This is a genomic window from Kribbella shirazensis, assembly GCF_011761605.1.
Lineage (GTDB): Bacteria > Actinomycetota > Actinomycetes > Propionibacteriales > Kribbellaceae > Kribbella > Kribbella shirazensis.
In genome coordinates this window covers 4,810,694-4,832,969 of record NZ_JAASRO010000001.1, presented here as the reverse complement: position 1 = coordinate 4,832,969, position 22,276 = coordinate 4,810,694, and the positions used below count along the sequence as shown (strand labels likewise).

Here is a 22,276-nt window from a genome sequence, read left to right as displayed (position 1 = left end):
CGGCGGGTGGCGGTCCCGTGGACCGCCACCCGCCGAGGAGATGTCGATTACCTGGCGATGGAATAGCGGATCGTGTCGTTGCGGAGCACCTCGCCGTTCACCTTGACGATGCGAACGACGTGTTGCCCGTTCCGCAGCCCGGTGGCGCTGAACACCGTGCGGTTGGTGACCCGGACGTCACCGTGCAGGTTCACCCGCCGTACCAGCTTGCCGTCGACGTACACGTCGGCCTCGCCCTGGTCCGGTGCGAGCGCCGTACTCCACTCGACCCCGGTGCCGGTGAACGTGAACTCCACCGCCGCACCGTCGGCCTTGGTGGCGTGGACGTCGTCGCGGTAGTCGCCACGGAACCGCACGTCGAGCGACGCGTTGCCGACCGGCAGCTTCGCCAGGTACGCCTTGCTGATCGTGACGACGTTCCCGGCGACCGTGTAGTCGGTGCCCTTCACCAGGTCCTGGCCCGCCTTCGAGATGCCCTCCAGCTCACCCGGGTCACGCCCGAGCGTCACGTCGACATCGGCCGGTGCGTTCTTGTCGAAGGCCGCGGTGTCCGGGTTGAGCAGGCTCTCCTGCCGGATGTTCAGCTTGTCCAGGAGCATGAACTGACCGGACTTCTTCACCCCGCGGATCGTGTGGCTGCCGTTCGGCAGGTCCGAGATGCTGTACACGACCTGCTGGGGTTTGTTGTGGCCCTGCGCCGGATCCATGGACGTGCTCACGGTCTGCTTGAACTCGCCGTCGATGTAGATGTCGACGTCGCCCTGCCCGGGGTCGGTCTCGGTCACGTAGTCGACGCCTGTCCCGACGAAGCTGTAGGAGAACGAGTCGCCGTTGGTCTCTGTCCACTGCACGTCGTCCTGGTAGTCGCCCAGGCCGCGCCCGGAACTGTAGTTCCAGTTGCCGCTGTAGACGATCTGCGAGTTGTTGTTGTTGATCTCGACGGTCCGGATCGGCAGGTCGGCTGTCGTCACGGACCCTGCAGCGGACCTGGCCGACGAGTCCGTGACGCCGACGGTCAGCGACTGGGAGACTGCCGGTACTTCGTAGTTCTTGTTTCGCTCCCACGCGCCGGCGTACGACACCCGCAGGTCGTCGTCGTTCACGCTGATCGCCGCGTTCTTCTCCGGCGTGACCTTGAGCAGCCGGACGCCGTGGATCGGCACGTCCTGCGCGGTGAAGCTCGACGCGTACGACCCGACGTCCTTGCGGGCCCACAGGTCGCGCACCTTCGCGGAGCCGTTCAGCCCGAGGTCGGCGAAGTTCACCGTCATGTCGGCGTCGGTCTGGCCGAGGTTGAACAGCGCGACGGTGTACGAGCTGTCCGGGTTCAGCGCGTACCACACCTGGCGGTTGGTCTTCGTGGACACCGGATGTGCCGGACGGCCGGCCTGGTTGACCGCGATCACCTCACGGTTCGTGAGTAGTTCGAGGCCGTACGAGTCCAGGTTCGTCATGTCGTTGCCGACGTACATCGGCGCCGCGGACACCGCCCACAGCGTGGCCGCCGTACGCCGTTCGTCCTTGGTGAGACCGTCCATCTGACCGTTGCCGACGTCGAGCGAGTCGAGGTCGTTCCAGCCGCCCGGTCCCGCGTGCCGCCACCACTCGGCGAGCTTCGGGAACAACCGGTTGATGTTCGGCCACGAGGTCAGCGCCGTGCCCGGGCAGTAGCACTCGACGTCCCAGTCGATCCGCCAGCCGTTGGCGTACTGCTTCCACGTGTCGGCATAGTTGATGTCCAGCGCCCAGGACAGCTCGAGCCAGATCTTGTGCCGGGCCAGCGCCTGCGACCACGCCTTCACGTCGTCACGGGCGTCGAGCGACAGGTCGCTGATCCCCGAGCCCGGAGTGACACTGTCGAACTTCAGGAAGTCCAGGCCCCAGGAGCCGAACAGGTCCGCGATCGAGTCGATGTACTTCTGCGCGCACGGCTTCGAGAAGTCCATCCGGTAGCCGATGCCCCAGTAGTCGGCCTTCTGCAGCGGCTGCACGGGCAGGTCGGCTGTCGTGCACTCGGGGGCACCGTAGATGGGGAGCTTCGCGTCGATGACGGCCTTGCTGATACCCGGGATCGCGTAGAGGCCGACCTTCTGGCCGTTGTCGTGGATGTGGTCGATGACGGCCTGCAGACCGTTCGGGTAGAGCTTCGTGCTCGGCGTCGGACGCCCGTACGCGTCGATGCCGTCGTTCCAGCCGGCGTCGATGTTGATGTACTCGTACCCGTACGGCTGCAGCTTCGCGTGCATCGCGTCGGACTGGGCGATCAACTGATCCGCCGTGATCCAGCTGCCGCCGTTCGGGTTGTAGACCTGCATGCTGTAGCTGCTCCAGCCCATATAGGGCCGCAGCGCCTTGTCCCCCGCCGGTCCCGAGAGCTCGGTCGCGGTCGTGACACTCGCGCTGGTGTTCGTGATGGTGCGCGTGGTGACGCTCGTGGTGGACGGCGCCGGTGCTGCTGACGACGTACTGAAACCTGCCGGCAGCAGCCCGGCGACAACGAGCCCCGCAAGCGCGGCCCGCAACACCCTGCTCCGAACGGATCTGGTCATGGCGGTTGACCTTCTTCCCAGAGAACCCAGAAACCCGAATCGGATAGGATATTGGAACTATTACTTAACGTTGTCAAGATTCTGTGCGAAAGTGGTGCAGTGATGACGCGCCGCGAAGTCCGCCGAGACCCGCGGTGCCGGGAGTTCCAGCGACACGACCTTGCCCTTGTGGCCGGACGACGGCCAGTACGCCGAGTGCGTCGACGGGTTGCCCGTGGCGGCGAACTTGACCCACGCGGCCCGCATCGAGTCGGCCAGCGCGGTCTGCTCCGCGTTCAGCGGCGCCGGGAACGGCGCATTCGGGAGGTCGAACAGGTACCACAGCTCGGACCCGTGCGTCGCGACCGACAACGTCCCGGCCGGGGCGAACAGGAACGGCGCGGTGTCGTCGTTGAACTCGTAGCCGTACGTCGGGACGCCGTGGGTTGTGGTCCAGTTGTTGACCTGATCCACGCCGCAGGCGAAGGTGGCGTCGCCCACCAAGGTGCCGAACGCCTTGTCAGGTGTCGGATAGGCGGACAGGGGGTACTCCGCGGCGATGGCTGCGGCCTGTTCGGGTGCGACCCGGAGCGCCGATGCGATGTTGGCCTCGTAGTTCTCCGCCGTCACCGGGCTGGTGTACGCGACGTTGTAGCCACGGCTCACGACCCGGCCGCCGAGAGTGAACAGCGCCTCCTCGTCGTGGTTGCTGCCGTTCAGGATCGGCACCTTGTTGAACCGGCCGGCGGCGAGCGCCGTACCGATCGACTCCGTCAGCACCGCGCCGTCGATCGAGCCCGGGATGAGGGCGGTCGCCGTCGAGATGTTGTCCACCAGCGTCTGCACCGGAACACGCCGGAGGCACTCGGCGGACTGGTCCGCACAGCCGACCTTCACCGCGAAGTCCTTGCCGAAGGCCTCTGCCTTTGCCAATGACTCCTGCTCCAGCGCGAACGCGCCGCTCTGCACGACGGCCCGCTGGAACAGGCCTTTCGAGCTGCGCGACGTGATGTGCGCCAGGACCGACAGCCCGCCGGCCGACTCACCGGCGATCGTCACGTTCCGCGGGTCGCCGCCGAACTGGGCGATGTTGCGCTGCACCCACCGCAGCGCGGCCTGCTGATCCATCAGCCCGTAGTTGCCCGCCGGTCCGCCGGGACGCGACGCGAACGCCGGGTGGGCCAGGAAGCCCAACGCGCCGAGGCGGTAGTTGATGGTCACGACGACCGCACCGGCCTTGGCGAGCTTGGTGCCGTCGTAGTTCGAGCCACTGTCCGCGGTCAGTCCGCCGCCGTGGATCCACACCAGCACCGGTCGCTTCACGGCCGGATGCAACGCCGGTGTCGAGACGTTGAGGTACAGGCAGTCCTCGCTCAACCCACCCGGCGGATTGATCCCCGGCGCCTGCGGACAGGCCAGTGCGTACGACGTCGCGTCGCGCTCTCCCTGCCAGCCCGGCGCGGCCTGCGGCGGTCGCCACCGGAGGTCGCCGGTCGGCGCCGCGGCGTACGGCAGACCACGGAACGCGGAGGTGCCGTCGACCGTCAGGCCGCGGACGGCGCCGTTGCCTGTGGCCACCACCGGGCTCTGGCCGGCGCTCGTGCTGGTGCTCGTGCTGGTGCTCGGGGTGGAGCTCGGGGTGGAGCTGGCATCAGCCGCGCCGGCGACGGTCAGTCCGCCGATCGCGGTGGCCAGTGCCGCACCGACGGCGGCGAACGCCAGGCGTCCGCGCCGTGAGAGGACGGTTCTCATAGTTCGTTTGCACCTCATGCTGGAGAGTGATTCGTTGACGTCTCACTCTCCAGCGGGCGACCGTCCCGTCGCCCCAGGGAAAGTCCCTGGTGTCAGGCAGCCGACTGCCTGCCGGCCCGCCAGTCGGCCGGGCCGTCGGATCCCGCCTCGTACTCCTCCAGCGGGACCTCGCCGGCCTGCCACGCGGCGACTACCGGCTCCACGATCTCCCAGCACCGCTCGGCCACGTCACCGCGGACCGACAGCAGCGGGTCGCCGCGAAGGATCCCGTTCAGCACCTCGCCGTACGGGAGGACCGGCGACGAGGGCAGCGTCGCGTCGAGGAAGACCTGGCCCATCGTGTACGGTCCGTCGACGCCGAGCGCCGGGACGGACAACGACAGCTCGCCGGGGTTCAGACCGATGCGCAGCGTCTCGCCGTCGCTGGCGCCGCCGGCGCCGCGGAGGCCGGACGGCAGGTGCCGCAGCGGCTTGAACCGGATCACGATCTCCTTGCGCGCGACCCCGAGCGCCTTGCCGGACCGCAGCGTGATCGGGACGCCCGCCCAGCGGTTCGTGTCCACCTCGACGGTCACCTCGGCCAGCGTCTCGGTCTCCCGCGACGGGTCGACCCCGGCCTCGTCGGCGTACGCCGGAACCACGCGGTCGGCCGCGATGCCCGCGGTGTACCGCGCCCGCCGGCCCGCCTCGAGGGCAGACCCGTGGTAGAGGTGCGTACTGCGCAGCGCCCGGGCCATCTCGCTGCGGACCTCGACGGCGTCCATCGTGGCCGGGGCGTCCATCACGAGCAGCGCCAGGACGAGCAGCAGGTGGCTCTGGATCATGTCCACGAGCGCGCCCGCGTTGTCGTAGTACTGCGCGCGGCCCTCGAGTCCGAGCGTCTCGTCGTACACGATCTCGACGCTCTCGATGTGCTCGGCGTTCCAGACCGGCTCGAACAGGCGGTTCGCGAAGCGCAGGCCGATCAGGTTGAGAACCGCGGTGCGGCCGAGGAAGTGGTCGACGCGGTGCACGTTCTCCTCGGGCACGAGCGAGCCGACCAACTTGTTCAGCGCGGCGGCGGACGCGGAGTCGGTGCCGAACGGCTTCTCGAACGCGAGCTCGGTGCCCTCGGGCAGGTCGAGCTGCTGCAGCGTCTGGACGATCGCCGTCGTGACGGCCGGCGGCAGTGAGAAGTACAGCACCGGCGCGGGGCCGGCGAGGTCGAGGAGTGTCCGCAGGTGCGCGACGTCCGTCGGGTCGCCGGCGACGTACTCCGTGGTCGCCAGGGTCTCGGCCGCGACCGGGCCGATCTCGCCCCGCGACGCGAAGGCGGACCGGACGCGGCCCGTCCACTCGTCCGGAGCGAGCGGCGACCGGCCCGTGCCGATGATCCGCACACTCGTGGCGCGCGGTCCGGCGAGCAGACTGCCCAAGCCGGGCAGCAGCAGCCGCGAGCTCAGGTCGCCGCTGGCGCCGAAGATGACCAGGGTTCGTTGGTCCGTCGCCGCCGGCCGTCCGTCGACCGGCAGCAGGGCCGCATGCGTACTGATGATGCCTCCCGAAACTGTCCCGTGCGGCTGCACCCGTGAAGCCACACCTTGAGAGGCAACCGCACCGACAGTAATCGCATTCCCGCTAGCGCACAGCAGGCGTCTCAAGAGGTGGGAAAGGGTTTTCCGCCAGTCCGAGATTACGCCAGACGAAGCGCGGGACCCCGGCCAGGAACCCGCGCAGGTAGACCGAGCAGTGCGCGATCGCCGGCTGGCTGTGCTCCCCCGGCGAGAACCAGGCCCACTCGCCCTCGAGCCGGAACGGCGCGCCCGGCGTGGCCATCAGGTACTCCATCTGCCGCGGGTGGATCACGTCGTACGCGTACTTGGGGTCCTGCGCGAAGATCGCGAACTGCTCGTTGAACGCCGCGCTCTCGAACTCGATCCCCGAACTCAGTCCCTTGCGGCCGACGGTCAGCGGCGGCATCCGGATCGGCAACTGGAACCCGAGGATCGGCTCCGAGTGGTGTTCGGTAACGGTCCGCGAGTGCGAGTTGCCGTTGCTGTCGGTGGACGTCTCGGTGCGCTGCGTCTTCCAGTGGTGCTTGAACGCGATGAACGGCGGCCCGTCCCCGTCACGCCCGCGGACCACCTGGTCCGTGCGGTGGCCGAACCCGCCGCGGTTGACCGGCGCCAACTGCAGCAGGCTGTCGTCGACGCCGATCCAGTACCACTCCGGGTGGTGGTAGAAGGTCAGCCGTGGCGGCGGCTCCGGCTGGATCCACTGGTCCAGCGGCGTCGCGTCGATCGCCGCCGCGACCGCTCCGAGCTGCTCCAGCCACGGCCCGAGCCGGTCGAGCTCCTTGCGCGGCGGATCGAGCACAACGACCTGATCGCCGTCGATGCTCAGGTTGACGCCCGGCTGCCCCGCGGCCATCGCGTTGAGTTGCTGGCACAGCTGCGGTGTCAGCACCGCGTTCGCGAACGCGACGTCCAGCGCACCGACCTGCCACCCGGGACCGAGCTGCGGCGGAGCGGGTACGCCCTGCGCGAGGACGCCGTACCGCGGTGCCGTCTCGCCGCCGGTGATCCACAGCTCGGGAAGGCGGCGGGACAACGTGACCATGCCGACCCAGCCCGACCAGTGCCCGTTCTTGTACTCGATCACCTGGAACGGGCGGCCGGTGCCCGTCATCCCCGTGATCTGGTCGTCGGGCTTGCGGTCGAAGCCGATGCCGAACGGCGGGTTCCCGAGCCTGGCGACGGCGTCGAACGTCGGGCTGTTGACGAACAACCAGCCCCGCTGCTGGACGGACTTGATGTACGCCCGGCGGCGAGTGAACGCGACGATCCCCCAGGCGATCCCGCCCACCACGACCACAGCCGCGAGCACCATGAACACCAGTACGACCGCCACTCCTGACTCCACACCGCGACCCTAGCGTCGCGAGAGGATCAGCCGAGGGAGGCAGGCAGCGGCTCGGCGTGGACGATCTGGAGGCGGCTGACCGCACGGGTGAGGACGACGTACAAGCGGTGCAGGCCGCGCGGCTCGGCCGCGACGATGTGCGCCGGCTCGGCGACGACCACCGCGTCGAACTCCAGGCCCTTGGCCAGCGTCGCCGGCACGCACACCAGCCGGACGGTGTCGATCTCGTCCTCGGTCTCACCCAGCAGCGCGGCCTCCAGACCGGCCGCGACGATCGCGTCCCGGAGCTCTCCGACCTGGTCGTCGGCGGCGATCAGCGCGACCGATCCCTCACCGGCCAGCGCGGCGCGGCACGCGGCGACGACCTGATCCGCGTACGTCGACGCGTCGGCCGGCACGATGCTCAGCGCGTCGGCGACCGTCCGGACCCCGGTCGGGATGCTCAACGTCGGCGCGATCGCGGGCAGCAGCTTCGCCGCGAAGTCGATGATCTGCGCCGGCACCCGGAACCCGCGGCCCAACTCTGCCACGACACCGTCGCTCTTGCCGAGGTGACCGAGCACCAGGTCCCACGAACCGGCGGCCCACGGCGTCGTCGCCTGCGCGAGATCGCCGAGCACGGTCGCCGACCCGGTGCGGCAGCGCCGGCCGAGCGCGCGCAGCTGCATCGCCGACAGATCCTGTGCCTCGTCCAGGACGAGATGACCCAAGGATCCGGTCCGCCGCTCGATCAGGTCCTCGAGCTCGTCGAGCAGAACCGTGTCCGCGAACGACCACTTCGCCGACTTCCACCACCGCGGCGGCTTCCGCCACAGCAGCGCCGTACGCTCCTTGTCCGTCAGGTCCGGGGCCGCCGCGGCGAGGAAGTCCGCGTCCGAGAAGAGCCGGTGCAGAACCTGCTCGGGGACGACGCGCGGCCAGACCGCGTCGAGCACGTCCTTCACCGGCTTCGAGCGGGCGACGGCGTTCTGCACGCGGTCGTCCGGTGACTCGGCCCGCTCCTCCATCCGGACCAGGACGACGTGCGCGATCCGTTGCGCGAGCGCGTTCCGGCCAGGCGCGTAACGGGTCGAGCCGCGCAGGTCCGACACGATGTCGACAACCTCGTAGTCGTGCACGCGGTAGCGCCGGGATCCCTTGCTGTACAGGACTCCTTCGCTCGGCGTACCGACGTACGACCACAACGCGCGCCGCAGTACGTCGGCCATCCGCGCGTCGCCCTTCAGCGCCTCGGCCGCCGCCTCGTCGGTCGCCGCGGTGGGCCGGGTCAGGAGTTCGTCGATGGTGATCTGGCGTACGTCGACCTCGCCCAGCGCGGGCAGGACCTTGCGGATGTAGGACAGGAACGAGCGGTTCGGGCCGACGATCACGACACCGCCGCGGCCGAGGCGTTCGCGTTCGGTGTAGAGCAGGTACGCGACGCGGTGCAGGCCGACCGCGGTCTTGCCGGTCCCGGGCGCGCCCTGCACGCAGACGCTCGGATGCAGCGGCGCGCGGACCAGGTCGTCCTGCTCGGGCTGGATCGTCGCCACGATGTCGCGCATCGGACCGGTGCGCGGCCGCTCGATCTCGGCGCGCAGGAACGCGTCCGCCTGATCGATCTCGACGGACCCGGTGAGCGGCTCGTCCTCGAAACCGGTCAGCTCAGCGTGCTCGGAGAAGCCGTAGCGGCGGCGCATCAGCACGCGCTGCCGGTCCTTCTGGGTGGCGCGGTAGAACGGCACCGACACCGGCGCGCGCCAGTCGATCACCAGCGGTACGCCGGTGCCGTCGTGGACGTGCCGGCGGCCGATGTAGATCTGGTGGAGATCGTCGATGGTGCCCGGCTCGTAGTCGAGCCGGCCGAAGAACAGCGGTACGTCGGGCAGGTCCAGGAGCGCGTGCGTGCGCATCTGTTTGGCCCGCTGGTTGGCCTCGTTGGTGAAGCGTTCGTCGTTGTCCTCGCCGCCGATGATCTGGACCTCGCGGTCCACGACCTCGGCGTACATCCGGCGAAGTGCTGTGCGAGCGGTGGACAGGAAGGCGCGTTCGGCCTCTACTTCCGGTTCGACCATGGTCGAGGAGCCTCGAATCGTGAGCTGGGTCCCGCCCCGGAGCAGATCCATCCGGTTCGATTCGATCCCGAAAAGACAGACCGGCGACGCTACCAGCCGCTACCGAACACCCGCCACCGAATTAACCCCCACCACCGCGTCAACCACACATCCACCAGCCCGCCGCGCATCCACCGGACCCGGCGGCGCGCCCACCACACCCGCCGTGCATCCACCGGACCGGCGGCGCACCCAGCGAATCAGCCGCGCATCCAACTCGGGATGTTCTCCCGGTCCCGGGGAAACACGGACAGGTCTTCCGTGTAGATGCTTTCGTCGACGGGGATCGACCAGTCCGGCTCGTTGTCGTAGTCGAAGTCCGTCGCGAACCGTCCCTCGGCGGTCACGCTGATCCTCGCCGTCAGCCAGGTGCCCTTGCCTGGCTGGTACATCTCCCGCCGGAGCTCCTCGAAGTGATCCTCAAGTCCCTCCGGCAGCGGGTCGAGCGGGCTCTCCCCCGCCGCGTCCACCACGGTCCCGTCGAGCTCGGCGTACGACGTCGTCGCGCGGTAGACCGCACTGACCTCGCGCCAGCCGACGGGCAGGTCCTCGACCAGCGCGCGGGCGATCGTGTCGATGACGCCGATCTCGCTCATCCAGCTCCCCGGGCCGTCGTCGGTTTGGTCTCTCTGAAGATACGCCGCGGTGATCGCTTCCCGTCATGCCGATCGACCACGGTCCGGCTCGACGGGCGTCGCGTCGTACCGTTCGGATGCTTGACGTCGATCGCGGCGTGCACCTGGACACCCGCCGTACGCATCGCGTGCCAGCTCTCCTCCATCCGCCGCCAGTTGTCGTGCACGCCCTTGACCGCCTGGTTCTGCGATCGCGACTGCGCGGTCAGGTTGATCGACTCTCCGGGCCCGTTGAACGCCGTGCCGAACAGGTGACCGCCGTCGTCGGTGCGCTCGCGATCGGGACGGCCCGCTTCGCGCTGCGCCTCCAGGTTGCGGCGGTCGTCGTTCTGCTCCGACGGCAGCCACCCGAGCCAGCCCTCCGCGTGGGTGACCCGGGCCTTCGCGTCAGTGACGTACACGTAGCGGTTGTCGACGACGTACACCGACGACGGCTCCGGGTCCATTAGCCGCGGGTTCCAGTCGTCGCCGCGTCCCGACGTCTCCTTGTGCACCGGCAGGTCGGCGTACCGCTCCGGCACCAGCGGTACGTCGTCAGGGCCGTAACCGACAGCACGGATGTCGGCCGGATCAGCGGGCTGCTCGATCCGGGCCGACGCGCGCGACACTCTCTCGGGCCGCTCAGGCATACGCTCTTTCTACCCGACGAAGGTGTCTCAACTGCGCTGTTCGGGGTTTATGTAGATGAACGTCGGTCCTGCCGTGGTGTGGTTGTCCTCGCTGAGCTGCATCAGTTTGAGCGCCTCGGACTTCAGGCCGAACATCGCGCGGGTCGCATCGCGGATCAGTGCGGGCTCACCGGTGAACGCCTGCTCGAGCAGGAACAGCAAGGTGCAGTAGGTGTTGTCGAACTCCTCCTGCGCGGCCCGGATCTGCGGGTTCTCCGACCGGCGGGGATTCGCCTGCATCGGTGACACCCCCGCCGGGTCGACGGTCACCGGCTCACCGGTCGGGCCGGACTGCGGCGTGTCACCGCGCTGGTAGCGGCGTCCGAGCTTCAGTTCCTGGAACCGGTAGTAGTGCGCGACCTCGTCACGGTCCGGGTGGAAGATGTCGTGGTCACCGTCCCAGACCTCACCGCGCGCCGTACCCTCGCCCTGCTCGACGATCTCCTCCAGTGCGGCCAGCGCCGACTCCAGGTCCGTGACCGGCTGCAGCGTCCCGGCGGTGTGGTGGAACGGACCCGCGGTGACCTGGCGAGCCGGGTCACCGGAGAACACCTTGTCCTCGCCGAGCGTTTCGCACAGGTACCGCAGGCCGTCCTCGATCGCGTCGTAGAACTGCCCGATCGTCTCGTAGTGATCGCTCTGCCCCGGCGCGCCCGGCGCCTCGGGCTTCTCGAGCCGCAGGAACATCTCCAGCGCCTCCGGCCCGAACGGCAGCAGGGACAGTTCCATCGACCCGTGCGGCAACGGGCGCGGGTACCCCGGCAGCAGCTCGGGCGCGTCCAGCCGCGGTTCACCGCCGACGGCGTTCAGCAGGTTGGAGGCCAGCGACAGATGGATCATCTCCTCGACGAACACGCTGCTCACCACTTCGACCGCGTCCGGGTTCCGCGCCGGGTCGAGCGAGTACAGGGCGCACAGGTACGGCGGGAGCGTGGCGTGCTCGAGTTCGATCGCCCATTGCAGATGCTGATGAAGACCGTCGATGGTCTCGATGCGCTGGTTCATACCTGTTGAGACAGGACACCGATGGCGTCTGTGACCGTCACAGGACCCGTCACAGGAAAGGGTCCCGCGCTGTCTTCTCCAGAGACAGACCGGATCAACGGGAAGGCAGTGATATGGCCGAGCACCGATCGACCGCATGGCAGACCGCGCTGACGATGCTGCAGGAGGTCGAGCCGCCGTTCGTCCCCGAGGGCTTCCACGTGATGACCGTGGACATCGAGTACCCGGCCGGCGACCCGGGGGCGCCGCCGCACCGGCACTCGGGCCCGGCGTTCGGGTACGTCGTCGAAGGCGAGATGCTGTTCGAGCTCGAAGGTGAGCCGCCGCGGGTGATCAAGGCCGGCGAGGCGTTCTGGGAGCCGGGCGGTGACGTCATCCACTACCAGGACGGCAACAACCGCTCCGACGTCCCGGTGAAGTTCACCGTGACGATGCTGTGCGCGCCGGGGAAGGAGATGTTCGTGCTCGTTCCCGAGGACGAGTTGGCCGCGCGGGCCGATCGGCGCGCTCAGCGGTAGGCGCGGGCCTGGAGCTCGAAGAGTTCGGCGTACCGGCCGCCGGCCGCGAGGAGGTCGGCGTGGGTGCCGAACTCCTCGACGCGGCCGCGGTGCATGACGACGATCAGGTCGGCCATCCGGACGGTGGAGAAGCGGTGCGAGACCAGGACGGTGATGCCGCCGGTCTCGGCCGCGGCCACCTTCGCCGCCTCGGCGTACTGCTCGTAGAGCCGGTGCTCGGCCTCCGGGTCGAGCGCCGCGGTCGGCTCGTCGAGCAGCAGGAGCAGCGGCCGCTCACGCATGAACGCCCGGGCCAGCGCGAGCCGCTGCCACTGCCCGCCCGACAGCTCGACGCCGTCGGTGAACTTCTTGCCCAGCTGGGAATCCAGTCCCCGCGGCAACCCCGCGACCACCGACTCGGCGTCACCGCGCGCGACCGCGGTCCGTACGGCGTCCTCGTCGGAGGCCCGCGTGATGTCGCCGATCCCGACCACCTCGCGCGCGGTGAACTCGAACTTCACGAAGTCCTGGAAACCCGCCGACAACTGCGACCGCCACGCGTCCGGCTGGATGGTCGCCAGGTCCTGACCGTCGACGAGGATCCGTCCGGAGGTCGGGTCGTACATCCGGGCCAGCAGCTTCACCAGCGTGGTCTTGCCCGCGCCGTTCTCCCCCACCAGCGCGACCGCCGCGCCGGCCGGGTTCCGCAGGTCGATCCCGCTCAGCACCGCGGAATCCGAGCCAGGGTAGGAGAATCCGACGTCCCGCAACTCGATCCCGTCGGTGATGCGCGCGGGCGCCGCGCCCCGGCTGGAGCGCCACGAGTTCTGCTTGGCGTACTCGCGGAGCCAGTCGTACCGGCCGAAGCTGCGCACGACCTCGCCGACCCAGTACACGTTCTGCGCGATACCGCCCGTCATCTGATCCACCTGTGGCGCGAGCAGCAGCACGAGGACGACGTCGCCCGCGGACGCCTGCCCGTTCCGCGCGCGGGCAACGACCCAGATGATCGCGACGGCGTACGCGAGGCCGAACACGAGCCGCACCGCGCCGTCCACCTTGCCGCCCCAGCGGGCCGCCGCGACCCGGCGCTCGAACCGCTCGGTCTGCAACACGAAGATCCTGTCCAGCAGGACCTTCCCGAGCCCGAACACGCGCAGCTCGAGCCCCATCCGCGGATCCTTCGCTACGTCGATCAGCCGGTCGACGAGCCGCTCCTGCGGCATCGAGTCCTCCCACGCCTTGTGCTGCCGCGTGCTGCTCAGGTACGCCGACCAGATCCGGACACCGCCCAGCAACGGCAGCACGAGCAGCACCGGATGCACCGACCCGAGCAGCGTGAGCACGGTCGCGGTGTTCGTCACCGTGGCGAACGCCCACAGCAGCACCTCGGCGCCGACGCCCATCCGCCACGCCCGTTCACGGACCAGCTCGAGGCGGTCGGCGACGTCAGGCCGCTCGTGGTGCGACAGACCGGGGATGCCGGTCGTCACGTCCAGCAGGTCCGCGTGCACACGGCCGGCCATCCGCTCCTGCGCGGTGTCCTGCAGCGGCGTCCCCAGTCCGTCCGCGAGGAACGCCACCGCGAGACCGCCGACGATGATCGCGACGCCCAGGGCGATCGTGCTCGACCGGTCCGAGGCGATCCCGTCGACGAGCCGGCTCACGCCGTACGTCTGCGTCGGCGCGGTGATCGCACGGGCCGCGACGAGCACCGTCGACACCGTCATCAGCCACGGCGCGGCCCGGAACGAGGTGCTCAGCCACAGCCCGAGGATCCGGACGGTCTGCTTCAGTCTAGGCATCGACAGCCTCCGTCCCGGTCACGTACCGCTCGGCCTGCAGGCGGAACATCCCGGCGTACTCGCCGTTCTCGGCCAGCAGCTCCTCGTGGGTGCCGTCCTCGACGATGCGCCCGTCGGACAGCACACAGATCCGGTCCGCGTTGCGCACCACCGAGAACCGGTGCGAGATGATCAGCGACGCCACGCCGGAGGTCAGCTCGAGGTACCGCTCGACCAGCTCGGCCTCGGCCCGTACGTCGAGCGCCGCGGCAGGCTCGTCCAGCACGAGAACTCCCGCGCCGGCATGCACCGCGAACAGGGCCCGCGCCAGTGCGACCCGCTGCCATTCACCGCCGGACAGATCGACGCCACCGTCGAACGTCTTGTCCAGCACGGTGTCCCAGCCGTTCGGCAGCCGACGGACGACCGCGTCGATGCCGGACTCGCGGGCGACGCGGGCCAGCGTGAGCTCGTCACCCGCCCGCTCGACCGCGCCGAACACCACGTTGTCCGTCACCGACATGGGGAACCGCACGAAGTCCTGCACGATCGCCGCGACCCGGCGCTGCCACGCGGCCAGATCGAGCTCCGCGAGATCGACGCCGTCGACGAGGATCCGGCCACTCGTCGGCCGGTACGCGCCGCCGAGCAGCTTCACCAGCGTGGACTTCCCGGCGCCGTTGACGCCCACCAGCGCGAGCGCTTCGCGGGCACGGATCGTGAGGTCGAGATCCCGTAGTACGGGAATCTCCGAGCCCGGGTAGTGGAAGCTGACCTTCTCGAAGCGGATCTCGCGGGCAGGCATCGTCTCGACCCGGTGCTTTGTGGTGGCGACCGGCTCGGGGTGCCGCCGGGTGATCGTCTCCGGCAGGTCGCGCATCGCCCGGTACGCCGAGAGTCCGCGCCGTACCTGCACTACGCCGAAACCGTTGCTCGACTGGCCGATCGCGAGGATCGCGGGCAGCGTGGTCGCGACCTGTGTGAGGGGCAGGGTGCCGTTGTAGGCCGCGCGCCCGACAGCCAGGATCGCGACGGCGTTGGCGATCAGGTGCACGCCGCCGATCAGCAGCGACCACTTCGCGTTCGTCCGCCGGCGCGCCCAGACCGGGCGGTAGCCGGCGGTCCACTCGCGGACGTAACGGTCGACGAGCCAGGTGTGCAGTCCGAAGACGCGGAGCTCCTTCGGGGCGTCGCGCATACCGAGGTTGAACACGTAGTGCGCGCGCCGCTGCTCCTCGGTGTTCCCCCACCAGACGTCGACCTCGCGCTCGATCAGCCGACCGCCGTACCACTCCAGGAGGAACGTGACCGCGACCAGCATCGCGGCCACCCACCACGCGAACATCGCGCCCACGATCAGCGCCGAGCCGATCAGCGTCACGCGGCTCGCGACCAGCCACGGCAACTGGCTGAGCCCCTGCGCCAGGTGGAACCCGCCCTGGCCCTTCGCGCGCTCCTGCACGTCGAGCACCTCGGCGTCCTCGAGGTGCTGGATGCGGCGCGGCCGCAGCAAGGGCTCGGTGATACCGGTGCCGATCGCGCGGACCAGGCCGGCGTCCATCACCATCGAGGCGACCTGCTGCGCCGCCGGCTTCAGGCTCTCCAGCACGAAGACCACCAGCAGACCGCCGAGCAGCCAGCTGAACTCGCCGATCGGCATCGCGTCCGGGCCGCCGTCGACCACGCCCGGGACCGCCCCGACGACTTGTCCGGTCAGCAGTGTGACCGCCATCCCCAGCAGCGAGCCGAGGACGGCCAGACCCATCGTCAGAAGGGTGCTTCCAGGCGCAACACGTACCCCGTACCGCAGCAGAGTCAGCACCTGATCGACCGTAACCGCGACCACCGACAGAACGCGACCGAGTTTCCGGCCGGGACCGCAATCAGCCGACGATCGGCTCCGCGTGCGCCTCGTCGTACCCCGCGGCCGCCAGCCGGTCCAGAGTGCGTTGGAGGACCGCGGTGTCCTCCAACGTGCGGACCTCGGTGATCTTGCCCCAGCGGATCCGGAGGAACTGGTGGACGACGTTCTCGTACGTCGAGCCGTCCACGACGTTCACGTGCACGGTCACCGCGGTCGCGACCTGGGTGTTCCACGGCCAGCCGCCGACGATCACGTCCTGGACGTCGAACCTGGTCCCTGGAAGCAACCGGAAGCACCGCTCCCACCAGCGCCGCAACGCCTCGTGCGTACGCCGCTCACCGCCGAGGGCGTGGTCCCCGTAGAAGCGGTACGTGAACGACGGCGCCATCCCGGCCACCATCGCCTCCCAGTTCCCCGCGCTGATCTGCGCGAACGCCTTCCGCACCTGCCGCGCGACGATCCGGTGGTAAATGCCCATGCCGCCACCCTAGGAGCGCTCGCGATGGACGACGTCGTACCGTCGCCGGGCCCTGGCGGCCGGACGGCTCCGGGTACGGCGTTGATCGCGAGCGTGCTGTCAGGAGTCGAGGCGAAGGCGTAGTAGCTCGGCGAGCGGCATCGACTCGCCGTCGCGGGCGCCCTGTCCGACCACGAGCGGCGGGTCGGACGGCTGGAGCTGGACTCCGGCGACACGGGCTTTGAGGCTGGCCGGTACGCCGAGGATGTAGAAGTTCCCGTCGACGTCGACGGCGAGCGAGCGGTTGCGGCGCAGGTACCAGCCGGTGAGGTTCGTGCGGTAGCTGGCGTTCGACCCGACGACCTGCGCGCGCAACGGCTCGGGCTCCACGCCGCGATCCCGCAGCGTCGCGATGAAGTCGGTCAGCAGCCGGCGGGCCTGCGCGGTCTCGGCGGCCTTCTTGCGCTCCAGCGCGGCCGCATGCTCCGCGGCCGCCTGCCGTCGTTCTTCCCGCCAGCTCGTCACGCCCTCACTCTAAGGTCAGTCGACACAGAGACAGAACGGGTGTCCAGCGGGGTCCAGGAACACACGGAACGTCGTACCGGGCTGGTGCTCGGCCTTGGTCGCGCCAAGCTCCAGTACGGCGGGCTCGGCGGCGTCGAGGTCCTCGACCATGACGTCCAGGTGCAACTGCTGCGGCACGTCCTGGCTCGGCCAACTCGGAGCCTTGAAGTCCTTCACCTGCTGGAACGAGATGCAGTTGCTCCCGTCCTCGGGACGGATGTCCGCCCAGCCCTCGTCGGACTTCACCTTCCAGCCCAGCAACTCACCGTAGAACTGGGCGAGACCGGCCGCGTCGGGGCAGTCCAGCACGAAACTCGGGTACTTAGCGATAGCCATGATTCGCACAGTAGTGCCGGTTGCGGACAGTTTGCGTCCGGTTCTCAGGCCGAGTTGCCGACCAGTGTCTGCCAGGCCCGGTCGACGCCGGCGGCAATACAGCCGGCCACCACGGTCTCCGTGCCGAGCACACTGGCCTTCACCTCGGGCAGCACCGGCGCGAGCTGCCGCAAGTGCTTCGTCACCGCTTCCAGGAAACCCGGAGCCTGCCCGATACCACCGCCGAGCACGACCAGATCAGGATCCACCACGGTGATGACGGTGCACACCGCCTTCGCGACCAGGAGGGCTTCCTCGGCCACGACCGCCGCCGCGAGCGCATCACCACGAGCGGCCGCCGCGAACACCTTCTCCGCTGTCGGCGCTCCCCGAACACCCGCCCGGCGCGCCGCCCGCACGACGGCTGCCGCCGACGCCGACGCGTCGAACCCGCCGCGCTTGCGGGCATCCCGCGGGTCGCTGCCGCTGCCCTCGGTGAACGGCAGGTACCCGATCTCCCCCGCCACACCGTGCGATCCGCGCCGGAGCTTGCCGTCGAGCACCAGCCCCATCCCGATACCGGTGCCGACCGAGACGAACGCGAAGCTCTCGACCTCCCGGCCGTGCCCGTGTACCCGCTCGGCGATCGCCGCCGCGTCCACGTCGTTCTCGATCATCAGCGACGGACCGAAGCGCTCCCGGAGCGCGGCCAGTGTCGCCGGCGAGTCCCACCCGGACAGCCGGCCGGTCAACGTCAGCGCGTCGAGCCGCGGGTCGTAGACACCGGGGCTGCCGAGCACGGTCTGCGTCAGCTGCGTGACCTCGATCCCGGCCTCGGCCGCGAGGGTTCCGGTGAGATCGACGAGCTCCTGGATGCGGGCCATCGCGTCGCCCGCCTTGGTCCGCACGCTCAGCCGCGCACGCACCGTCCCGGCGAGATCCGCGATCGCGCCGCGCAGATACTCGCGCCCGACGTCCAGCCCGAGCACGAACCCCGCTTCGGGCCGTACCTCGTACAAGCTCGCGGCCGGTCCGGGTACGCCGGTGCGCTGCCCGGTCACGTGGACGAGGCCGGTCCGCTCCAGCGACCCCAGCGCCGCGGACACGGTCGGCTTCGACAGACCGGTCAGCCCGGCGAGCTCGGTCCGCGAGATCGGCCCGGCCCGCCGGATGTGGCCGAGCAGCACCCGCTCGTTGATCTCGCGGATCAACTGCGGACGCGCGGCCGCGGCCCCGGTGGCATCAACGGTCACATCGCCCCCTCGCTCGCAGCTCACTCACGACTCGTCCGGGACTCGCTCACGACTCGTTCGAGAACTGGATCGACAACTTCGCCCGATCCCTTGTGGTCGGGACGATTGTTAAGTTAGTTTCCTATCGATTCTATTGGTCGGCGCGAGGAGGTGCCACCCCGTGGTTTCGACACCGGTCGTCCTCGGGCTGGACTTCGGCGGCACGAAGATCGCCGTCGCGGCGGGCGACCTGTCCGGTCGGCGTCTCGGCGCGACGACCATCGACAGCCGGGTCGCCTCCGGCGGTGCCGCCGAGGCGATGGCCCGCTGCCTGACCGCGGCGCGCGAACTGCTCGCCGAGGTCGCACCGGACGACAGGCTCGCCGGTGTCGGCGCGGCAACCCTCGGCATCCCGTACGACGACCGCGTCGACCTGGCGCCGACCTTTCCCGGCTGGGGCGAGCTCCCCTTCGGGCGGCTGATCCGGGACGCCTTTCCCGGCGTACCGGTGAAGCTCACGACCGATGTCAAGGCTGCCGCGGAGGCCGAGCTGCGCTGGGGTGCGCTGGCCGGCTGCGATCCGGGGCTGTACGTCAATCTCGGCACCGGTCTCGCGATCGCGATCGTTGCCGGCGGCACCGTCATCACCGGGGCGCACGGGGCGTCCGGCGAGATCGGCTACAACCTGCGCGCGGCCGCCGACGTGTACGTCGGTACGGACCGGCGCACGATCCTGGAACACGTCGTCAGCGGCCAGGCGCTCGAGACCACCGGCACCGCCCGGCTCGGGCGACCGGTCACGGCCGCCGACGTCTTCACACTGGCACGCACCCAGCCGGATGCCGCCGTACTCACCGAGGACTTCGTCCGCGAACTGGCGCTCCATCTGGCCAACCTCGCCATCGCGATCGATCCGGCCCGGATCGTCGTCGGCGGCGGCCTGGTCCGCTCCTGGGACCAGCTCGGGCCCGGTGTGCGCCGGGCTCTCGACGCGGCCGTCCCGTTTCCACCGGAGCTTTCGGTGGCGCGGTTCCCGTCGGACGCGCCGCTGATCGGGGCCCTGGCCCTGGGCGTCGAGGCCGCGGGCGCCGCCCTCGGCGCGGAGGCCTTCGCTTGAGCAGGAGTTCCAGCAGGAGCTTCGGCAGGACTTTCAGCAGGACTTTCAGCACGACCCTGAGCAGGAACTGAGAGAGGCAGGGACGATGAGGGGCATCACACGCATCGCCGTCGCCGCCCTGGCGGTCGGCGCACTGACCGCGGGTTGCGGCGGTGGCAGCAAGCCGGTCGGGGACGCGGCGTCGTCCGCCAGCCCGTCGTCCTCCGCGAGCGGCGGCAGCGACCCCGGTGGCGGCGGGCAGTACAAGAAGGGCGGCACGGTCACGATCGCGAACGTCGGCGGGCAGACCTGGCCGTGCCAGTTCAACCCGTTCAACCCGGCGGTCAACCAGGTCGCGCTCGGCTTCGTCTACGAACCGCTGACGTTCGTGAACGTGCTGAAGGCCGGCGCCACCACACCGATGCTGGCCACCGCCTTCACCTGGTCGCCGGCGAAGGACTCGATCGTCTTCACCATCCGCGACGGCGTGAAGTGGAGCGACGGGCAGCCGTTCACCGCCGACGACGTCGTCTACACCTTCACCCGGATGAAGGAGGAGCCGGCCCTCGACCTGTTCTCGCTGTGGAGCGGCGCGGGCCTGACCAGCGTGACGGCGGCCGGCAACAAGGTCACGATGAAGTTCAAGGCCGCGGCCGAGCCGTACTTCTTCAACTTCGCCGGCCAGATCGGCATCGTGCCCAAACACATCTGGTCCGCCGGCGAGGCCGCGTCCAAACCCGCCACCTGGGCGAACCCGAAGCCGGTCGGCACCGGACCGTTCACGGTCGCGTCCTGCACCAGCAACAACATCTCCTACGTCGCCAACGGCTCCTACTGGCAGCCCGGCAAGCCGTACGTCGAGAAGGTCCAGTACCCGGCGTACCTGGACAACAACCCGGCGAACCTCGACCTCGCCAGCGGCAAGGCGCAGTGGGGCGGCCAGTACATCCCGAACATCGAGAACTTCTACAAGAAGAAGTCACCGGAGAACAACTACTGGTTCCCGCCGACCGCGAACGTCGCGATCGTGCCGAACCTGGACCCCTCGCACAAGGCGACCAGCAACCTCGCCGTCCGCCAGGCGATCGCCTACGCGCTGGACCGCGAGCAGATCTCCAAGATCGGTGAGAGCGGCTACCAGCCGGCCGCGAACCAGACCGGTGTCGTCGTCCCGACGTTCGACAAGTACTTCGACAAGGACGCGCTGACGGCCGCGGGCTACGACAAACCGAACCCGGACAGGGCGAAGCAGCTGCTGCAGAGCGCCGGGTACTCCGAGTCCAACCCGCTGAAGCTGAACATCATCACGGTCACCGGCTACACCGACTGGGATGCGTCGCTGGCGGTCGTGAAGCAGCAGTTGGCGAAGGTCGGCATCGAGCTGACAGTCCAGGACCTGCAGCAGCAGTCGTACAACCAGAAGCTGTTCACCGGCGACTACGACCTCGCGTACTCGAGCCAGTCCGGCGGCCCGACGCCGTACTACGAGCTGCGGCAGCTGCTGTACTCCAAGAACTCGGCGCCGATCGGCAAGCAGGCGAACAGCAACTACTCGCGCTACATGAAGCCCGAGGTGGACAAGCTGTTCGACCAGTACGCCAGCGCGGACCCGGACACGCAGATCAAGCTGATCAAGCAGATCTCGTCGTACATGATCAAGGACGTGCCGATCATCCCGACGACCGAGTCGGTCAACTGGTACCAGTACAACACCAAGGACCTCGAGGGCTGGCCGACCGAGGACAACCCGTACGCGCAGCCGGCGCCGTACAACATCCCCGACGTGGGACAGGTCCTGACCAACCTGTACTCGAAGGCCGCCCAGAAGTAGGCCGCCCGGAAGTAGTAGGGAGCTGCGCAGCGTGAGTGCGAGGAGCTGGTGTGAGTGCGATACCTGATACGACGCCTCGGATTCTTCGTGCTCACGCTGTGGGCGGCGATGACGCTGAACTTCTTCATCCCGCGGATGATGCCGGGCAGCCCGGAGCAGGCGCTGCGGGAACGGTTCAGCAAGGGCGGTGCGGTGGTGACGCCGGAGCAGCTGCGAACGGTGCTTGCCGAATTCGGGTTCGACCCGGGCAAGCACCTGATGCTGCAGTACGTCGAGTACCTGAAGGCGATGGTCACCGGGCACTGGGGCGTCTCGATCGGCAGCAGTCTCGGCGTACCGGTGACGTCGCTGATCGGGGACGCGCTGCCGTGGACGCTCGGGCTGGTCGGGATCTCGACGATCATGGCGTTCGTCCTCGGCACGCTGATCGGGACGGTGGCCGGGTGGCGGCGCGGCGGGCTGATCGACGGGATCGTGCCGCCGGTGTTCATCGTGACGTCGGCGCTGCCGTACTTCTGGGTGGCGCTGCTGCTGATCTCGTTGTTCGCGATCGGCAGCGATCCCGTGTTGCCGAACGACTTCAACTACGACCAGGGCCTGACACCGGCGTTCACCGGTGAGTTCGTCTGGAGCGTGATCAAGCACGGCATCCTGCCGGCCGCCACGATCCTGATCACGGCGGTCGGCGGCTGGATCCTGACCATGCGGAACAACATGGTGACCACGCTGGCCGAGGACTACGTCCGGATGGCCCGCGCGAAGGGCATCCCGGGCCGCAAGATCATGTTCGGGTACGCCGGACGGAACGCGTTCCTGCCCAACCTGTCCGGGTTCGCGATGTCGCTCGGTTTCGTCATCTCCGGCACGATCCTGGTCGAGTACGTCTTCAACTACCCGGGGCTGGGCTACATGTTCTACAACGCCACGGTGAGCACCGACTATCCGTTGCTGCAGGCCCTCTTCCTGCTGGTGACGCTGGCGGTGCTGATCTGTGTCCTGCTCTGCGACTTCGCGGTGTTCCTGCTCGACCCTCGCGCCCGGACGAAGGGATAGT

18 protein-coding genes are annotated in these 22,276 nt (G+C 69.2%); 4 read left to right on the top strand and 14 right to left on the bottom strand.

Annotation, left to right across the window (positions count from 1 at the left end):
* Positions 1-47: 47 nt before the first annotated feature.
* The 8 genes from BJY22_RS23335 to BJY22_RS23300 all read right to left on the bottom strand — a co-directional run bounded on the left by BJY22_RS23335 (position 48) and on the right by BJY22_RS23300 (position 11,582).
* Positions 48-2,549: a X2-like carbohydrate binding domain-containing protein gene (locus BJY22_RS23335; protein ID WP_167210096.1), complete on the bottom strand. Its 2,502-nt coding sequence runs from the start codon at positions 2,547-2,549 to the stop codon at positions 48-50.
* A gap of 60 nt (positions 2,550-2,609) precedes the next feature.
* Positions 2,610-4,280, bottom strand: a complete 1,671-nt coding sequence (locus tag BJY22_RS23330; protein WP_167210094.1) for a carboxylesterase/lipase family protein — start codon at positions 4,278-4,280, stop codon at positions 2,610-2,612.
* Between the two features lie 92 nt (positions 4,281-4,372).
* A complete protein-coding gene (locus tag BJY22_RS23325; protein ID WP_202891231.1) occupies positions 4,373-5,857 on the bottom strand; it encodes a glucose-6-phosphate dehydrogenase in 1,485 nt (494 codons plus the stop codon).
* A gap of 40 nt (positions 5,858-5,897) precedes the next feature.
* Positions 5,898-7,181 (bottom strand): hypothetical protein, encoded by a 1,284-nt coding sequence (locus tag BJY22_RS23320; protein ID WP_337758884.1) that lies wholly within the window; start codon positions 7,179-7,181, stop codon positions 5,898-5,900.
* A gap of 26 nt (positions 7,182-7,207) precedes the next feature.
* The gene (locus BJY22_RS23315; RefSeq protein ID WP_238350437.1) at positions 7,208-9,286 is read right to left on the bottom strand and encodes a HelD family protein; all 2,079 of its coding nucleotides are present in this window, start codon (positions 9,284-9,286) and stop codon (positions 7,208-7,210) included.
* Between the two features lie 188 nt (positions 9,287-9,474).
* On the bottom strand, positions 9,475-9,870 hold the full coding sequence (locus BJY22_RS23310; protein WP_167210092.1) for an antitoxin YezG family protein: 396 nt from the start codon (positions 9,868-9,870) through the stop codon (positions 9,475-9,477).
* Positions 9,867-10,538 carry a DNA/RNA non-specific endonuclease gene (locus BJY22_RS23305; RefSeq protein ID WP_167210089.1) on the bottom strand — a complete coding sequence of 224 codons (672 nt, stop codon included), beginning with the start codon at positions 10,536-10,538 and terminating at the stop codon, positions 9,867-9,869. Before BJY22_RS23305 ends, BJY22_RS23310 begins: the two co-directional genes overlap by 4 nt.
* A 27-nt stretch (positions 10,539-10,565) precedes the next feature.
* Positions 10,566-11,582 (bottom strand): ferritin-like domain-containing protein, encoded by a 1,017-nt coding sequence (locus BJY22_RS23300; RefSeq protein ID WP_167210087.1) that lies wholly within the window; start codon positions 11,580-11,582, stop codon positions 10,566-10,568.
* Between the two features lie 113 nt (positions 11,583-11,695).
* Here BJY22_RS23300 and BJY22_RS23295 point away from each other — a divergent pair, with 113 nt between their 5' ends.
* The gene (locus BJY22_RS23295) at positions 11,696-12,100 is read left to right on the top strand and encodes a cupin domain-containing protein (protein WP_167210085.1); all 405 of its coding nucleotides are present in this window, start codon (positions 11,696-11,698) and stop codon (positions 12,098-12,100) included.
* Here BJY22_RS23295 and BJY22_RS23290 read toward each other — a convergent pair.
* The 6 genes from BJY22_RS23290 to BJY22_RS23265 form a co-directional block, all read right to left on the bottom strand.
* On the bottom strand, positions 12,091-13,884 hold the full coding sequence (locus BJY22_RS23290; protein ID WP_238350436.1) for an ABC transporter ATP-binding protein: 1,794 nt from the start codon (positions 13,882-13,884) through the stop codon (positions 12,091-12,093). The two genes, BJY22_RS23295 and BJY22_RS23290, sit on opposite strands and share 10 nt — an antisense overlap.
* A complete protein-coding gene (locus tag BJY22_RS23285; RefSeq protein WP_167210083.1) occupies positions 13,877-15,628 on the bottom strand; it encodes an ABC transporter ATP-binding protein in 1,752 nt (583 codons plus the stop codon). Before BJY22_RS23285 ends, BJY22_RS23290 begins: the two co-directional genes overlap by 8 nt.
* A 118-nt stretch (positions 15,629-15,746) precedes the next feature.
* Positions 15,747-16,205 (bottom strand): nuclear transport factor 2 family protein, encoded by a 459-nt coding sequence (locus BJY22_RS23280; protein ID WP_202891230.1) that lies wholly within the window; start codon positions 16,203-16,205, stop codon positions 15,747-15,749.
* Positions 16,206-16,304: 99 nt separating this feature from the next.
* A complete protein-coding gene (locus tag BJY22_RS23275; protein WP_167210081.1) occupies positions 16,305-16,709 on the bottom strand; it encodes a hypothetical protein in 405 nt (134 codons plus the stop codon).
* Positions 16,710-16,724: 15 nt separating this feature from the next.
* Positions 16,725-17,084 carry a VOC family protein gene (locus tag BJY22_RS23270; protein WP_167210079.1) on the bottom strand — a complete coding sequence of 120 codons (360 nt, stop codon included), beginning with the start codon at positions 17,082-17,084 and terminating at the stop codon, positions 16,725-16,727.
* 44 nt (positions 17,085-17,128) lie between these two features.
* On the bottom strand, positions 17,129-18,316 hold the full coding sequence (locus BJY22_RS23265) for an ROK family protein (RefSeq protein ID WP_167210077.1): 1,188 nt from the start codon (positions 18,314-18,316) through the stop codon (positions 17,129-17,131).
* A 160-nt stretch (positions 18,317-18,476) separates the two neighbouring features.
* On the opposite strand from BJY22_RS23265, the gene BJY22_RS23260 reads away from it, so the two are divergent.
* From BJY22_RS23260 to BJY22_RS23250, 3 genes are all read left to right on the top strand, one after another.
* A complete protein-coding gene (locus tag BJY22_RS23260; protein WP_167210075.1) occupies positions 18,477-19,412 on the top strand; it encodes an ROK family protein in 936 nt (311 codons plus the stop codon).
* A gap of 85 nt (positions 19,413-19,497) precedes the next feature.
* Positions 19,498-21,222: an ABC transporter substrate-binding protein gene (locus BJY22_RS23255; RefSeq protein ID WP_167210073.1), complete on the top strand. Its 1,725-nt coding sequence runs from the start codon at positions 19,498-19,500 to the stop codon at positions 21,220-21,222.
* 54 nt (positions 21,223-21,276) lie between these two features.
* Positions 21,277-22,275 (top strand): ABC transporter permease subunit, encoded by a 999-nt coding sequence (locus tag BJY22_RS23250; protein ID WP_167210071.1) that lies wholly within the window; start codon positions 21,277-21,279, stop codon positions 22,273-22,275.
* Position 22,276 lies beyond the last annotated feature (1 nt).

Coding starts and splice junctions, on each gene's coding strand:
- BJY22_RS23310 (WP_167210092.1), bottom strand. CDS start 9,870: ATGAGCGAGATCGGCGTCATCGACACGATCGCCCGCGCGCTGGTCGAG.
- BJY22_RS23295 (WP_167210085.1), top strand. CDS start 11,696: ATGGCCGAGCACCGATCGACCGCATGGCAGACCGCGCTGACGATGCTG.
- BJY22_RS23270 (WP_167210079.1), bottom strand. CDS start 17,084: ATGGCTATCGCTAAGTACCCGAGTTTCGTGCTGGACTGCCCCGACGCG.
- BJY22_RS23255 (WP_167210073.1), top strand. CDS start 19,498: ATGAGGGGCATCACACGCATCGCCGTCGCCGCCCTGGCGGTCGGCGCA.
- BJY22_RS23335 (WP_167210096.1), bottom strand. CDS start 2,549: ATGACCAGATCCGTTCGGAGCAGGGTGTTGCGGGCCGCGCTTGCGGGG.
- BJY22_RS23330 (WP_167210094.1), bottom strand. CDS start 4,280: ATGAGAACCGTCCTCTCACGGCGCGGACGCCTGGCGTTCGCCGCCGTC.
- BJY22_RS23305 (WP_167210089.1), bottom strand. CDS start 10,538: ATGCCTGAGCGGCCCGAGAGAGTGTCGCGCGCGTCGGCCCGGATCGAG.
- BJY22_RS23300 (WP_167210087.1), bottom strand. CDS start 11,582: ATGAACCAGCGCATCGAGACCATCGACGGTCTTCATCAGCATCTGCAA.
- BJY22_RS23280 (WP_202891230.1), bottom strand. CDS start 16,205: ATGGGCATTTACCACCGGATCGTCGCGCGGCAGGTGCGGAAGGCGTTC.
- BJY22_RS23285 (WP_167210083.1), bottom strand. CDS start 15,628: ATGGGTCTGGCCGTCCTCGGCTCGCTGCTGGGGATGGCGGTCACACTG.
- BJY22_RS23290 (WP_238350436.1), bottom strand. CDS start 13,884: ATGCCTAGACTGAAGCAGACCGTCCGGATCCTCGGGCTGTGGCTGAGC.
- BJY22_RS23315 (WP_238350437.1), bottom strand. CDS start 9,286: ATGGATCTGCTCCGGGGCGGGACCCAGCTCACGATTCGAGGCTCCTCG.